This window comes from Streptomyces sp. NPDC055632 (assembly GCF_053618675.1).
On the sequence record NZ_JBSHHY010000019.1, the window covers coordinates 38,577 to 53,291 of the forward strand.

Genomic DNA, 14,715 nt, shown 5'->3' on the forward strand with positions numbered 1-14,715 from the left:
CACCCCCCTCGCGTCAACCAAGGTTGACGCGAGAGGGGTGCGGGAGCACGTCAGCCGGTTTCGCGTACGGAGCGGGAGAGGACCAGGACCGCCGGGAGGAGCATCAGGGCGCCCACCGTGACCAGGGTGTGGACGGGGCTCAGGAAGAGCCCGGCCAGACCGCCGAGGGCGAAGCCGACGGGGACGGCCGTCAGGTTGGCCGCGCGGTAGGACGCCGTGGCGATGGCGCGGTCCTCCTGGGCGATGGCCCGGGCGCGGAAGGTCTGGACGCGGACCACCACGACCCCGGAGCAGAACTCGTCCAGGACGAAGCCGGCCAGGACCAGCACGAGACCGGCCGTGCCGCCGAGGTACGCGCCGAAGCCGACCAGGGCGTACGAGGCCACCGCGCCGCAGCCGAAGACGGATGTGCCGAGGCCGGTGCGGAGCCGGGCGGGGAGCCGCTCGGCCAGGCCCGAGCCCGCCACCGCGAACAGGACCACACAGCTCCGGATGACGCCGAAGCCCAGCGCGGTGAGCGGGGTCTGGTCCAGCAGCACGATGAGCAGCAGGGCCTCGATGACGCACTGGCCGAGGTTGTACGCGAGGGCCCAGAAGGTGAGGATCCGCAGCGCCGGGGTCGCCAGGTTGAGCCGGAGACCGTGGCGGAGGGTGGTCCGGCCGGGGGAGCGCTTCTCGGTGCTCTCGGTGCTCTCGGTCGTCTCCTCGCCCTTCCCGGAGGCCTCCGGGCCCGCCGGCACCCGGATCCGCGGGATGCGGACCAGCAGGGCGCAGGCGCACAGGGCGAGGGCCGCCGCCGTCGCGAAGGTCCACGGGACCCCCAGGAGGCCGAGGCCCACCCCGGTGACGAAGGGCGCGAGCCCGTCGGCGCCGGATTCGGCCATGCCCAGGCGGGCGTAGATCCGGGGCAGTTCCCCGTCCGGGAAGACGGCCGGCACCAGCACCTGCGTGGAGACGGAGGTCAGCACGGATCCGCAGGCCAGGGCGACGTTGGCCAGACAGAAGACGACCGTGCCCCAGGCCGGTCCGGCCGCCAGCGCGAGCGCGGACAGCAGGAAGGCGAGGACGCGGAGGAGCTCCGAGCCGAGCATGACGGACCGCTGGTCGTACCGCTCCACGAGCAGGGCCGCGGTCCTGGCCAGCAGCACCTGCGGGGCGAACCGGCAGATGCCGAGCGCTCCGACGACGAGGGAACTGGCGCCGAGCGTGGACACCGCCACGAACGGCACCGCGAACTCCACCGCGGCGATGGCGAAGAAGGAGAGGAAGTTCGCGACCGGGAGGGAGGTCCGCAGGGCGGCGGCGGGGTCGGGCCCCGGGCGTCCCGGGGCCTTTCCGCCGCCCTCGCCCGCCGCCTCCGGCACGGTCTCTTCGACGACGGCCGTCACCGGTCGGCCTCCACGAGCAGGCCGGCGTTCAGGCAGTCCAGGACCAGCCGCGAGCCGCCGTCGGCGAGCGCCCGGTCCTGTTCGCACAGGTCCAGGAACAGCTGCCGGTCCACGTCGCTGGAGGCGCTCTGGCTGCTCAGCACGTACCGGGCCGAGGAACCGGACCCGAAGGCGGCCATCACGACCGACTCCGGGCGCCGTACCCGCAGGGGACCGGAGTCCGGGGTGGCGATCAGGTAGTCCTCGCCGAGGAGGTGATCCACGACGGGGTGGCGGACGAACTCCAGCACCTCCTCGGCCGAGTCGATGATCGGCTGGCCCGGCCCGTTGAGGGAGGTGTTGATGAGGACCGGCGGCAGACCCAGTTCGGCGAGCGCGGTGAGGAGCGCGTGGATCGCCGGGTTGTACTCCGGGGCGACGGTCTGCACGCGGGCGGTGCCGTCCGCGTGGAGCGCCTCGGCCAGCAGGTCCGCGTACTCCGGCCGTACCCGGAAGTTGAAGTTCATGAAGGGGGACTCGGCCGGGCCGTGGAAGTACGTGTCCAGGTCCTCGGCGCGCACGATGGGCGCGACCGGCCGCCAGTCCTGCCGCCGTTTGAGCAGGTTGAGCTTCGCCCGGGCGTCGGCGCAGGCGACCGGGTGGCAGAGCAGGGAGCGGTTGCCGAGGGCACGCGGACCGAACTCGGCGCGGCCGGCGAACCGGGCCACCACCGCGCCGCGCGCGATGACCTCGGCGGCGGCGCGGGTGAGGTGCGGAGAGACCGCCGGGGCTCCGGGGGCGCGCGTGCCGCCCTCGTCCGTGTCCCCGGGACCGATCGGCACGGGCACGTAGCCGTACTCCCCGGCCAGGGCCGGGCCGACGCGCTCCGCCGGACGTCCGAGGAAGTCGCCGCGGATCCGCCGGGGCGGCAGGCCGGCGCCCGGTTCCTGCGCGCGGGCCCACCCGAGGAAGGCGGCGCCCACGGAGATGCCGGCGTCGTGCGGGCACGACGGCACGTACAGGTCGTTCACCTCGGGCAGCGCGGCGATCTCGCTGTTCGCGGTGAGATTGAGGAACACCCCGCCGGCGCAGGCCAGGTCCGCGATGCCCGCGAGTTCGACCGCGCGCCGCGCGTGGTGCGTGAGCAGGCGCGTGAACGCCTCCTGCACGACGGCCGCGACGTCCGCCTGGTCCACGGGATCGCCTCCGCCGCCGTCGAGCAGCTGCCACCCGTTCCTCGGCCGGGGCGGCTCCTCCTCGGTGACGACGTCCGAGACCGAAAGGCGGGGCGCCCGGGTCGGGGGCAGCCCGGCCAGGGCCATCAGCTGGCCGTGGGCGTGCTCCGTCCGGAACACGTACCGGGAGACGTTGTCGAAGAGGCTCGCCTCGCTCTGGACGAAGACGTCCGGCTGGTTGTGCGGGACGCTGTAGGCCCGGTCCAGCAGGGTGAACCCGCCGTTCCTGAAGGCGTAGAACGAGCGCATCTCGGTGAACACGGCCCGGTCGGAGGCCCCTTCGGCACCGACCGGGACGGCGTCCACGCCCGCTTCTCCGCCCCCGCCCGTGTCCGCGTAGTAGCGGCCGTGGAACGCGGCGAACGGCTCGTAGAAGTCACGGCCGTCCCAGGACGTCGTGCCCGCGCTGTCCGAGACCAGGACCGCGGCGGCCGGGAACCCCGAGGGGTAGACGGCCGAGGCGGCGTGGGCGAGGTGGTGGGACACGACGTGGTGCCGGGGGTCGAAGGGGTCGAAGGCGGCGAAGGAGGGCGAGACCAGCGGCCGCTGGAGACCCACCCCGGAGGGCCCGGCCGCCTGGAAGGAGCTGACGATGACGTCGACCTCGTCCATCGTCGTCCCGGCCAGGCGCAGGGCCTCCTGGATCGGCAACCGGTCGGAGAGGAACTCCTGCCCGTCGTACTTGCGCCGGGTCACGCGTTCCTGCTGGACGGCGGAGAGGAGCCGGCCGTCCCGAACGACCGAGCACGAGGACTCGTGCCCGCAGTGGATTCCCAGGACAGTGGTCACCTCGGTCACCTCTTGTAGTTCTCCAGAGGGGCACCCTCGGGCATGAAGCCGAAGGTCAGGATGGTGACGCGCTCGCCCTCGGCGATCGGCGTCCGGCTGTGCGCCTGCGTGCCCGCCAGGAAGACGACGACCTCGCCGGGGGACAGCTGCAGACGCTCCTCGCTGCCGTCGGGGTAGTGCATGCAGAGGGCCGAGGGCTCCTCGACGCCTTCGGGGATCTCGTGCTCCAGCATCATCAGCACGTTCAGCGAGAAGATGTCCGTGTCGATGTGCGGGATGATGCCCTGCCCCGCGTCGCGGTAGAACAGGTAGCTCGCGATGCCGGTGGCCTCGGCCCTCGGCACCACCGAGGCCACGAGCGCGGCGAGTTCGGGGCTGACGGCGACGCGGTCGGCGAGCGTGCCGCCGCAGCCGAGGTAGTGCTCGTCGAAGGGCACGGCGGTCCTGCCGACCTCGTCCTTCTCCGCCTGGAAGGCGGCCAGCAGCTCGTCCGTCAGGAACTCCGGACGGCCGCGGTACTGGATTCCGCGCGGATCCTCGACCTCGTACGGGCAGAGGATCTGCAGGGCCTCGGAGACCGCGCGCCGGCCGTTCTCGGCGCTGGCCTCCTTGGAGGGGACGAGCTGTCCGGCCGACAGGCCGAGGATCAGCTTGAGGTTCGCCTGCTCCGCCGGGGTCAGCGTGCCGTGCAGTTCGGCGAGCCGCCGCCCCATGGTGAGGGTGTTCGTCATCACACACTTCCGATCGTGCGGTAGCCGAAGGACACCAGGCGGATGGCCTCGCCCGCGACGGTGCGGGTGCGCTGGTGGGTGACGCTGTCGGCGAAGAAGACAAGGGATTCGCCCGGGGCGAGGTGGACGTGGAGGGCGTCCTGCTCCGGCGGGTAGAGGATCAGCTCCGAGTGCCTGTCCTCGGGGCTGTGCTGCAGCATGGTCAGGACGTTCAGGGAGAACTCGTCCTTGTCCACGTGCGGGTCGATGCCGAGTCCCGGCTCGTCGTAGTACAGGTAGTTGGCCTTGTGCGTCGGAAGGACCGGGCCCACCTGGGAGACCAGGAAGTCGTGGACCTTCGTCGACAGGGCGAGTTCGCGGGCGAGCGGGGCGCCGGAGGCCACGTAGTGGTCGTGGAAGCGCTCGGCCCGCTCGCGGTACCGGCGGGACTCCGCGTCCAGCGCGGCGATGTCCCCGTCGGAGAAGAACGGCCCCCGGCCCAGGAAGACCACACCGGTCTCGAACGCGGGCCGTCCGCCGCCGTGCAGCCGGGGCAGCGAGCGCTGGGCGGTGGCCAGGGCCACCGCCCGCAGCTCTTCCGGCACGGCCCGGGCGTGGCCGCTGAGGAGTCCTCCGGCGGCCATGCTCAGGAGGAACTTGAGGTTCTCCCGCTCCGCGGCGGTGAGTTCCGTTGACAGGTGCGACAGCCGGTCCACCAGCGTCGGTGCAGACATTGCGGGATCCTCCCGTTCCGTGTGTCGGGCCGAATTACTCGTTGAAGCCGAGGGTGTTCGGCAGGTTCAGGAGCTCCGTGCGGATCGACGGGGTCGCGGCCGCGGAGATCGGCTTGGCGAAGATGTAGTCCGCCTCGGCGTTGATGTCCTGCAGCTCCTTCAGGTGCAGGCTGGAGGAGGTGACGATGCTGCTGAGCACGGCCTGCTCGTCCTGGCTCAGGGTCGCCTTCAGCGCGGCCAGCTTCTCCGTGAGGGTCGGGAGCGCGGCCTCCAGGGCCGCCGCGTCGAGCTCCGCGTCCAGGGCGGGGTCGGCGAGGAACAGGTCTGCGGTCTGAACGGTCATGTCGGATCTCCTCGTTCGCGGCCGGTGGCCCGGCCGGGTTCCTTGCGGTGGTCGCGAACTATCGTTCGCGGATGACTCCATTGACTCAGTGGCCACTCGCGGATCCCTTGACGACCTCTCGACTGTCCCTCGAACCCCTCAGGGCCGAGCACGCGCCCGAGGCCTTCCCCGTGCTCGACGACGTCCGGCTGCACACCTGGACCGGCGGGAAGCCCTACACCCTGGAAGAACTGCAGGCCAGGTACGCGTTCCAGGCCGGCGGCACCTCCCCGGACGGCAGCCAGGGCTGGCTGAACTGGATGCTCCGCAGGGCCGACGACGGACGGCTCGCGGGGACGGTTCAAGCGACCTTGTACCGAACCGGGAGCGGTGAGGTGGAGGCCTCGCTCGCCTGGGTGGTAGGGGTCGAGCACCAGGGCAGGGGCTACGCGGGCGAGGCCGCGCGGGCCATGGCCGACTGGCTGCGCACCCGCGGGGCGACCTCCCTGGCGGCTTACATCCACCCCGACCACGAGGCGTCGGCGGGCGTCGCCCGCTCCCTCGGCCTGACCCCGACCGACGAGGTCGCCGACGGCGAGGTCCGCTGGAGCGACTCGGGACGCTGACCGGCGCGCTCACGGCGATCGGCCCGCACGCGCGCCGATCGCCGTACCGCCGCGGAAAGGAGCGGCGCACGTGCTGAAAGGAGTGTTCGGGAAGGCGGGTGCCTCCTCCGTGCGCCCCGCCGCCTCCAGCAGCCGGGCGGCGCCCACGCGTCGTGCGTCCGGGCCCGGTGGCCGAGTGCGGAGGCGTCCGTGACCGCGTCCGACGGTCGCGGAACGGGCCCCACCGGGACGGTCGGTCAGACCAGGGCCGCCGGCACCGCGACCGGGCCCCGGACCTGGTGGGTGTGGTGGTAGGTGACGAGCCAGGGAAGGGGTTTGGGGCCGAAGGCCGTGGACTTCTGCGGCATCAGGACGCCGTCGCCCGCCAGCCGGTGCACCTCCTCCTCCCCGGGCGGGGCCAGCAGGACCAGCGTGCCCGGGGCCGGGACCTCCCGGCCCCCGCGCGGGAGCCCGTGGACGTACGAGATCCGGGACGCGGTCAGGAGGCCGCGCCAGACGCGGTCGACGAACAGGTGGTGGAGCAGGGCGGCGTCGAGGACGGACCAGGCCGCGGGGCGGCCCCGCAGCGCGGACCGCGCGTGGTCCGCGGAGACGTCCCGGACCGACCAGCACCGCCCGCCGGAGCCGACCAGGACGAACTCGCCCGGACGCGGTTCGGGCGGCGGGCCGGGACGGGTGACCTCCTCGACGGTGGCCACGGCGGCGGCCCGCCGCGCCGCCTCCTCGGCGGCCAGGTCCGGCAGGTGGCGGTGGATGGCACGCAGTTCGAGGGGGTGGGCGGCGGTGTCCACGACGAGCGCGGGCAGCCGGTCCCAGGGGCCGGGCCGGCCGCCGAAGGCCCGGCGGTGCTCCCGTGCCGCCGCGAAGCGGTGGTGGCCGTCGGCGAGCAGGGCGCGGTGCCGGGCGAGACCGGCGGCGACGGCCTCGATCCGGTCCGGATCGGTGCAGCGCCACAGGAGGTGGCGGGTGCCGTCCGGCTGGACGAGGGCGGTGTCCGGCCGCCCGGCCGCGACCCGGTCGAGCACGGCGCCGACGCCGGTGGCGCCCCGGCAGGCGAGCAGGACCGGCTCGGGGCTGCCGCCGACGGTCCGGAGGATGTTCCGCTGGACGGCCACCTTGTGGGGGAGCACCCGCTCGTGCGGGTGGACGGAGCGTTCCGCCGCACCCAGGTCGAGCGCGCCGATCACCCCCCGCTGGAGCAGCTCGGGACCCCGGCGCTGCTCCAGGACGTAGAAAGCGGGCGTGCGGTCGCGCGTGAGGGCGCTCCCCGAGCGGCGGATCCCCAGGAAGGGGTGCAGGATCAGTCCGGCCGGTGCCCCTCGGGTGAGGAGCCCGTCCGTTCGCGGAGTCTCTGTGCTCGTACGCATCCGAGGTGCTCGCTGCTTTCTCGTCGGCCCGGATCGTCGACCTGGAACGTCGGACTGGCACGCCGACCGGGATCGTCGGCCCGGATCGGCGACCGGGATCATGGGTCGGGGTCGGGGTCGGGGTCGGGGTCGGGGTCGGGGCGGTGTCGTGGGCCGGGAGCGTCCGCCGACGGGTCCGGTGGGCGGGATCCGACCGGGGACGGCCGGAGACGCCCCGGGGCGCCCGGCGGATCGCGAGGCGGGCGCGGCCCGAGCGGGACGGGACGCCCTCCTAGCGGCTCAGCTTGACGAAGGCTTCCTCCAGCCGGGCCAGCACTCTCGCGACGTGCGGCAGGGCCGGCGGATCGGCCGCCGCCAGGGACTGCTCCTGCTCCTCGGCGGTGTCGCCGTACAGCATGCTGGTGGCCGCCTTGAAGCGGAGCGCGCCCTCGTCGTCGCCCAAGTGGTGGCCGCCCAGGACCAGGACGCCGTGGCTGTCGAAGAGGTGGCGCTGGAGGCCGGGCGAGTCGGTGACGCCGTACGAGGCCAGACGGTCGCGCATCGGCTCGAAGTCCGGGTACACGTAGAAGCCGCCGGTGGGCGGACGGCAGTCCGCGCCCGCGTCCACCATGATCCGGTGGACCGAGCGGGCCACCGCGCCGTGCAGCCGGGCGCTGGCGGAGAGCCGCCGCCTGATCTCCTCCGGCTCGGAGAACGCGTAGGCCGCCACCTCCTGCATGGGGCCGGCCAGGGTGGACCAGACCTCGCTGGCCACCGAGACCACCCCGTCGCGGACCGCCAGGCCCCAGGCGTTGTCCGGGAACCGGCAGACGCCGATGCGCCAGCCCCCGAGGGCGAGCGTCTTCGAAAGGCCGCTGGTCACGATCGTGCGGTCGGGCGCGACCTCGGCGGGGCTGAGGAAGGGGGTTGCCGGATCGTGGACGATGTCGCGGTAGATCTCGTCGGAGACGATGACGAGGTCGAGCTCCTCCGCGATCGCGCAGAGCTCGCGGACCAGCGCGGGCGGGGCGAGCGTGCCGGTGGGGTTGTCCGGCAGGGTCAGCACGACGACGCGCGGGTCGCCGCCCCCGGCGCGCGCCCGCCGGACCGTGTCGCGCAGGGCGGCCGGGTCCGGGACGCCGCCGCACTCGGCGGGGACGGGCACCTCGTACGCCGTCTTGCCGGCCAGTCTCACCTGCGGGACGTACGAGTTCCAGGCGGGCCGGGGGACGAGGACGTCGCCGGGGAGCACGTGCTGGAGGGCCATGAGCAGCGGCTTGCTGCCCGGGCCGACGACGATCTGGTCCGGCCCGGTGGGCAGGTCGCGGCGGCTGAAGTAGCCGGCCACGGCCCGGCGCACCGGCTCGCCGCCGGCCACCGGCCCGTAGGCGTTGCGGTGCGCGCCGCGGGCCAGGCGTTCGGCCAGCGGTGCGAAGGCGGGGAGCCGCGATTCGCCGAAGGCCAGGTGCAGCACCTCCTGGCCGGCCGCGCGGCGCTCCTCCACCAGCTGGTTCAGGGCGAGGTTGGGCGACGTCCGCCGGTGGGAGACCTCAGACATGGGCGAGCTCCTGGCGGAGCCAGGCGGACGCGTCGACGCGGCCCGCGGACTGCGGCGCCGCGCCGCTGATCGCGGCGGCGATGTCGGCGGGGGTGTCGTCGGCGGGCCGCAGGTCGTCCAGCCAGGCGGCGGTCTCCGAGTAGTGCGCCCGGAACGGGCGTCCGACCAGCCGCGGATCGCGGGCCTGGAGCATGCGGAGCTGGAAGAAGCGGCCCTCCGCGCCCTCGGTGACGCCGTCGACGACCACCTTGCCGGGCGTGGCCGACATGACCGGCCCCCGCACGGTCCGGGCCAGCCCCGGCAGGGTCCGGTAGGCGGACCGGAAGATCTCGTGGGCGCGGGCGAGCGGCACCTTGAAGTACTCGTACGGGCCGGTGTCCCGCTCGACGAACATGTAGTACGGCACGGCTCCCGCCGCCAGTTCGGCGCGCCACAGCGCGCTCCAGGTCTCCGCGTCGTCGTTGACGTGCGCGACCAGGGGGGCCTGGCAGTAGGCGAGGGCGCCGGTGGAGCGGATGCGGGCGACGGCCCGGCGGGCCAGGTCGGACTCCAGCTCGCGGGGGTGCGTGAAGTGCATCATCACCGCGAGGTTGCGCCCGGAGGCGACGACCTCCTCGAAGAGGCGCAGCACGTCGTCGGCGTCGGGGTCGGTGACGAACCGCTGCGGCCAGTAGGCGACCGACTTGGTGCCGATGCGGATCGTGCGGACCGTGGGCACGCCCATGATCGGTTCGAGGTGGCCGCGCAGCCGGTCGGTCGACATGATCATCGGGTCGCCGCCGGTGACGAGCACGTCGTCGATCTCGGGGTGGTGGCCCAGGTACTCCACCAGCCGGCTGGGCTCCGGCACGGCGAAGCGCAGATCGGCGTCGCCCACGAACTGGGCCCAGCGGAAGCAGTAGGTGCAGTACGAGTGGCAGGTCTGGCCCTGGCCCGGGAAGTACAGCACGGTCTCCCGGTACTTGTGCTGGACGCCGGGCACCTCCTCGCCCTCCACGGTGGGGACGTTGAGCTGCTTCTGGCCGGAGGGGTGGGGGTTGAGGCTGCCCCGGATCTGCTGGACGGCCAGGCGCAGCTCCTTCTTCGCCCCGGGGTCGTCCACGAGGGCGGCGAGCCGGCGCTCGTCCTCGGCCCGGAGCATCCCGGTCTGCGGGAAGACCATCTGGAAGACCGGATCGTTCGGGACGTCGTTCCAGTCGACGAGGTTCGCGAGGACGTATTCGTTCACGCGGAACGGGAGCACCGCGGCGAGGGATTTTATGGACCGCGTGAGGTGGTCCGGTATTCCGAACCTTTTACTCAGCTCGTCCACGTGACGGGCGCCGTAGGCCCGGAACCTTTCCGTTTCCAGGGCGGCAGGAGAAAGAGGGGGCATGCGTTTTCCTCCGGTTCAAGGAAGCTGACCCGAGCAATTTCCTTGATCGTAGGCCGACCGGCCCTGCCGGAACCAGAAAGTTCGGCGGCCGGTCGATAGTCCCTTCGTATGCCTGGATAAGCGGATTCGGTTCACGGCGGAGGAATCCGGGTCAGTCGCGGGCGGGGCTCGCGTCGGCCTCGCTGAGCGCCTGCGGCGTCACGGTCCGCAGGAACGGGACGATGATCACGAGGGTGGCGACGGTGAACACGGCGAAGGCGGCGCGGATGCCGAACCACTCGGCGAGGACGCCGACCAGACCGGCGCCGAGCGGCATCGCGCCCCAGCTGAAGAGCCGCGCCGCGGCGTTGTAGCGGCCGAACATGGCGTCGGGGACCAGCCGCTGGCTCAGAGTGCGGGAGTTGACCGTCCACAGGATGCCGCCCATGCCGCCGAGGAACGCGCCGGCCGCCACGACCCAGAGGTTCGTGGAGAGGACCGGGGTGGCGACCATGGCGGCGGTGCCGACGAGGTCGGCGAACATGGCCCAGCGGCGCCCGAGGAGGCGGTTGACCGTGGTGACGGTGAGCGCGCCGACGAGCCCGCCGGCGCCGAGTGCGCTGAGCAGGATGCCGTACTCGCGGGCGTCGAGCCCCATCAGCGAGGTGGCGACCAGGGGCATCAGGGCCAGCCAGGCGCCCCAGCAGGCGGAGAGCACGGTCAGCGCGAGGGCCATGAGGCGCAGCAGCCGCTGCTGCCACAGGAAGCGGACCCCTTCGGCGATGCGCTGGTTGACGGTGCCGGTCGGACGGGTGTCGTCCGCCTTCGGCCGGAACCGGCCCACCAGCAGGACCAGGATCAGGGTGCCGACCAGATAGCCCGCGCCGGTCCAGCCCAGCGCCACGCTCGCGCCGGCGGCCACCAGGAGCCCGCCGACGAACGGCCCGCAGAACTCGTTGCAGACGGTCTCGGCGCCGGCCACCCAGGCGTTCGCCCGTTCCTGGCCCGCGGGGGCCACCGCGGAGGGGACCAGGGTGGCGGCGGAGGTCAGCGCGACCACCTCGGCGACGCCCAGCACGAAGCCGCCGACGTACAGGGCGGGCAGGGTCACCGCGTCGCGCACGGCGAGGAACAGCAGGGACGCCACGACGAGCATGCGCGCGATGTCGGCGATCCACAGCAGCACGCGCCGGTCGAAGCGGTCCACCAGGACGCCCACGTGGAGGGCGACGAGCAGCCAGGGGAGCGTGAGGGTGAGGCCCACGCCCGCCACCTGGGCCGGCGAGTCCGTCAGCCCCGTCGCCATCAGCGGCAGGACGACCTTGGTGACCCCGTCGGCCAGGTTCGTGATCGCGGTGAAGCTCACCAGGACCGCGGTGTTGCGGGTGCTGGGGTCGCCCGGGCCCGTCCGCTTCTCCGTCGAGGTCGGGGGCCCTGCCTCGGCCGTCGGCGTCCGCCGGTCCGTCGCGTTCTCCATGACTAACCTCCTAAAGCTCTTTGGTGGTCAGTATGGCAGCGGTATCGTGGGCGTGCAGCTGATCTCGGCCACCGGCCATCGGGCCGTGCCATGGCCCCATAGCGCGCTCACATGGGAGAGCCGCGCACCCGCATCGGAAAGGCGGCGCACCCGTGCTCGACCCGTCCCCGGCCGCCGAACTGATCGAGGCCTTCACCAACACCGTCGACCTGGAGAGCGGCGACGACGACGTCGCCACCCCCGCCGAGCTGGCGCAATGGCTCGCCGGGCGGGGTCTGGCGCCGTCCCCGCCGCGGCTGACCGAAGCCGAGCACGGGGACTTCCTCGCCCTGCGGGCCGGCATCCGCGAGGCCCTCGACACCGACGACCCCGTGGCGCCCGCGCACCTCGCCCTCGCCGACGCGGTCCTGGCCGACGTGCCGCTCCTGGTCGCCTTCGCCGCCCCGGGCGCGCCGCTCGTCCCGGCCCCCGGCGGCCCGCCCGCCCGGACCGCCCTCGCCCGGATCGCGGCCGCCTGGGCGGAGATCGTGCTGAGCGGCCACGTCCACCGGCTCAAGCGGTGCGCCGAGCACACCTGCGGCTGGGTCTTCTGGGACGCCTCCAAGAACCACAGCCGCCGCTGGTGCTCGATGCGGGTGTGCGGCAACCGCACCAAGTCCCGGCGGTACGCGACCCGGCGGCGCGACCTCGCGGGCTGAGCCCCGGTCCCGCCGGCGCGCGCCCCGCCGGAAGCGTCCGAGTGCGGCGCGCACCGTGACGTCCCGTGTGCGGCGTGAGCCCCGACGCCCCGTGTGCGGCGCGCGAACCGTAACGCCCCGTGTGCGGCGCGCGAACCGTAACGCCCCGTGTGCGGCGCGCGAACCGTAACGCCCCGTACGCGGCGCGCGCACTGTAGCGCCCCGGTCGGGGAGCGCGGAAAATCGCCGCACGGACATTCCTATGGGGTCATTCGGAAATCCGATGCCCGTGACGGGCGGCGCTTTTCCCGGCCCGGGGCGATGGCCTCATCCGGCATCCTTATGGACTCCGGGCCGTGAATCATTGACCCCACCCGGCACCTCCTCCCTAGCATGGCCGCATTCCATTCGGCATTCCGAATGAATTCCACCCCAGCCATGACGAGGAATCCGCAATGACGGACAAACTTGCCATTGTCACCGGCGGGACCAGGGGAATCGGACTGGCGCTCAGCCGCCGCCTGATCCGCATGGGACACCACGTCGTCGCCTTCTACGGGTCCGACCGCGAAGCGGCCGCGAAGGCGGAGCAGGACAACGCCGGATCCCTCACCGCGATCCGGGCCGACCTCTCCGACGCCCGACAGGTGGCCGACGCCGCCGCCACGGTCCTCCGCGAGCACGGCGCCCCCGCCGTCCTCGTGAACAACGCCGGCCTCAACCGCGACCGCCCGTTCCTCGAACTCACCGACGAGGACTGGCGCAAGGTCCTCGACACCAACCTGTCCGGACCCTTCTGGCTCGTCCGGGCCCTGGCCCCCGCGATGATCGCGGCCGGCGGCGGCTCCATCGTCAACGTCGGGGCGACCACCGGCATCCGGCCCCGCGTCGACGGCGCCAACTACTGCGCCAGCAAGGCGGGGCTGCTCCAGCTCACCAAGTGCCTCGCCCTGGAACTGGCCCCGGCCGTCCGGGTCAACTGCCTCATCCCCGGCATGATCGACACCGAGGAACTGCGCACCCGCTGGCGCCTCGACGACCCGGAGCGGATGGCGCAGACCCTGGACGAGATCCCGGTCCGCCGCATCGGCACCACCGAGGACATCGCCGACGCCCTGGAGTTCATGGTCGGCCCCGCCGCCACCTACCTCAACGGCCAGAAGGTCATCGTCGACGGAGGGCAGTTCATGTGGTGACCGCGACAGCGACCGCGAAGCCGACCGCGAGCGAGACGGCCGACGCCCTCCTGCGCCGCGCCAGGACCGCCTTCGACGCCGCCCCGCCGCTCGGAGACGCCGCCTACACCCGCTACTGCCGGGAACTGGCCGCCCTGCTCCAGGAGCGCCGGCCCGACATCCGGGCCGCCAACCGGGCCGACGTCCGGCGTGCCGAGGCGCGGGGCCTGCCGCCCACGCTCGTCGACCGCCTCCGCCTCACCGACGAGCACTTCGACCGGATGGTCGAACTGACCGACGCCGTCGTACGGGAGCTGGACGCGGTCCTCGCCGACACCCGGGGCGTCCCGGCCGGCGACTGGGGCGTCCTGCGCGGCGTCCCCAAGCCGCTCGGCGTGGCCCTCATGATCTACGAGGCCCGCCCCACCGTGACCGTCGACGGCGCCCTGCTGCCCGTCGCCGTGGGCAACGCCGTCCTGCTGCGCGGCGGCAAGGAGAGCGCGGCCACCGACGCCGCGCTGGCCGCGACGGTCGAGGCCGCCCTCGTCTCCGCGGGCCTCCCCGCCGGTCTCGTCACCGTCCTGGAGGACCCCGACCGCTCGCTGATGAAGGCCGTCCTCGCCCGCCCCGACCAGGTGGACGTCCTGATCCCGCGCGGCAGCCCCTCCCTGATCGAGTACTGCCGCACGGCGAGCTCGATCCCCCTCATCGCCAGCGGCGGCGGGGTCAACCACCTCTACGTGCACCGGTCGGCCGACCTGGCGCTGGCCGCCCGCGTCACCCTGAACAGCAAGATCCCGGAGCCGGCCGGCTGCACCTCGGTCGAGATGGTCCTTGTCGACCGGGAGATCGCGCCCGACTACCTGGCCGCCGTCCTCGCCGAATGCGAGCGGCAGGACGCCCGGCTGACCATCCGCCTGGACTCCTCCATGGCCGGACCCGCCGCCCGGGACGACATGCCCTGGCGCACCGAACCGCTGGAACCGCACGACCTGGGACGGGAGTTCCTCGACCCGGTCATCGGCCTCCGGCCGGTCTCCGGCCTCGACGAGGCGGCCGAGCACATCCGGGCCTACGGCTCCCGCCACACGGAGGGCGTCCTCGCCGAGGACGCCGGGACGGCGCGGAGGTTCACCCGGCTCGTGGACGCCGCGATGATCGTCGTCAACGGATCGCTGCGCCTCCACGACGGCCCCAAGCTCGGCCTGGGCTCGGAGATCTCCATCGCCACCGGACGGCTGCACGTCCGCGGCCCGGTGACCCTCGGCGCGCTGGTGACCACCACCTGGGTCGTCGAGGCCAACGGCGAACTGCGCGACTGACCGCCCGCGCCCGCCCCCTCCTC

13 protein-coding genes are annotated in these 14,715 nt (G+C 73.4%); 4 read left to right on the forward strand and 9 right to left on the reverse strand.

Features of this window, described 5'->3' with window-relative positions:
- Nucleotides 1–50: 50 nt before the first annotated feature.
- The 5 genes from ACWGSR_RS23350 to ACWGSR_RS23370 are packed head-to-tail and all read right to left on the reverse strand — an operon-like array spanning nt 51 to nt 5,178.
- Nucleotides 51–1,388, reverse strand: coding sequence for an MFS transporter (locus ACWGSR_RS23350; RefSeq protein WP_453568667.1), 1,338 nt, complete (start codon nt 1,386–1,388; stop codon nt 51–53).
- Nucleotides 1,385–3,391, reverse strand: coding sequence for a carbamoyltransferase C-terminal domain-containing protein (locus tag ACWGSR_RS23355; RefSeq protein ID WP_453568668.1), 2,007 nt, complete (start codon nt 3,389–3,391; stop codon nt 1,385–1,387). Before ACWGSR_RS23355 ends, ACWGSR_RS23350 begins: the two co-directional genes overlap by 4 nt.
- A 5-nt stretch (nt 3,392–3,396) precedes the next feature.
- Nucleotides 3,397–4,122 (reverse strand): hypothetical protein, encoded by a 726-nt coding sequence (locus ACWGSR_RS23360; protein WP_453568670.1) that lies wholly within the window; start codon nt 4,120–4,122, stop codon nt 3,397–3,399.
- Nucleotides 4,122–4,835 (reverse strand): hypothetical protein, encoded by a 714-nt coding sequence (locus ACWGSR_RS23365; protein ID WP_376232849.1) that lies wholly within the window; start codon nt 4,833–4,835, stop codon nt 4,122–4,124. Before ACWGSR_RS23365 ends, ACWGSR_RS23360 begins: the two co-directional genes overlap by 1 nt.
- 34 nt (nt 4,836–4,869) lie before the next feature.
- Nucleotides 4,870–5,178, reverse strand: a complete 309-nt coding sequence (locus tag ACWGSR_RS23370; protein WP_366377423.1) for a hypothetical protein — start codon at nt 5,176–5,178, stop codon at nt 4,870–4,872.
- Between the two features lie 107 nt (nt 5,179–5,285).
- Between ACWGSR_RS23370 and ACWGSR_RS23375 the strand changes: the two genes are divergently transcribed.
- Nucleotides 5,286–5,783 carry a GNAT family N-acetyltransferase gene (locus ACWGSR_RS23375; protein ID WP_376232846.1) on the forward strand — a complete coding sequence of 166 codons (498 nt, stop codon included), beginning with the start codon at nt 5,286–5,288 and terminating at the stop codon, nt 5,781–5,783.
- A gap of 236 nt (nt 5,784–6,019) precedes the next feature.
- Here ACWGSR_RS23375 and ACWGSR_RS23380 read toward each other — a convergent pair whose 3' ends face one another.
- The 4 genes from ACWGSR_RS23380 to ACWGSR_RS23395 form a co-directional block, all read right to left on the reverse strand.
- The gene (locus tag ACWGSR_RS23380) at nt 6,020–7,150 is read right to left on the reverse strand and encodes a DUF1015 family protein (protein WP_453568673.1); all 1,131 of its coding nucleotides are present in this window, start codon (nt 7,148–7,150) and stop codon (nt 6,020–6,022) included.
- Nucleotides 7,151–7,421: 271 nt separating this feature from the next.
- Entirely contained in the window at nt 7,422–8,687 is a 1,266-nt protein-coding gene (locus tag ACWGSR_RS23385) for a pyridoxal phosphate-dependent aminotransferase (RefSeq protein WP_376232842.1), read from the reverse strand.
- The gene (locus tag ACWGSR_RS23390) at nt 8,680–10,062 is read right to left on the reverse strand and encodes a KamA family radical SAM protein (protein WP_453568675.1); all 1,383 of its coding nucleotides are present in this window, start codon (nt 10,060–10,062) and stop codon (nt 8,680–8,682) included. Before ACWGSR_RS23390 ends, ACWGSR_RS23385 begins: the two co-directional genes overlap by 8 nt.
- Before the next feature lie 151 nt (nt 10,063–10,213).
- Entirely contained in the window at nt 10,214–11,518 is a 1,305-nt protein-coding gene (locus tag ACWGSR_RS23395; RefSeq protein ID WP_453568677.1) for an MFS transporter, read from the reverse strand.
- A gap of 152 nt (nt 11,519–11,670) precedes the next feature.
- Between ACWGSR_RS23395 and ACWGSR_RS23400 the strand changes: the two genes are divergently transcribed.
- The 3 genes from ACWGSR_RS23400 (at nt 11,671) to ACWGSR_RS23410 (ending at nt 14,692) form a co-directional block, all read left to right on the forward strand.
- Nucleotides 11,671–12,216 (forward strand): CGNR zinc finger domain-containing protein, encoded by a 546-nt coding sequence (locus ACWGSR_RS23400; protein ID WP_376232836.1) that lies wholly within the window; start codon nt 11,671–11,673, stop codon nt 12,214–12,216.
- Nucleotides 12,217–12,650: 434 nt separating this feature from the next.
- A complete protein-coding gene (locus ACWGSR_RS23405) occupies nt 12,651–13,391 on the forward strand; it encodes an SDR family NAD(P)-dependent oxidoreductase (protein ID WP_376232834.1) in 741 nt (246 codons plus the stop codon).
- A complete protein-coding gene (locus tag ACWGSR_RS23410; protein ID WP_453568680.1) occupies nt 13,388–14,692 on the forward strand; it encodes a glutamate-5-semialdehyde dehydrogenase in 1,305 nt (434 codons plus the stop codon). The genes ACWGSR_RS23405 and ACWGSR_RS23410 overlap by 4 nt, the downstream gene beginning before the upstream one ends.
- Nucleotides 14,693–14,715 lie beyond the last annotated feature (23 nt).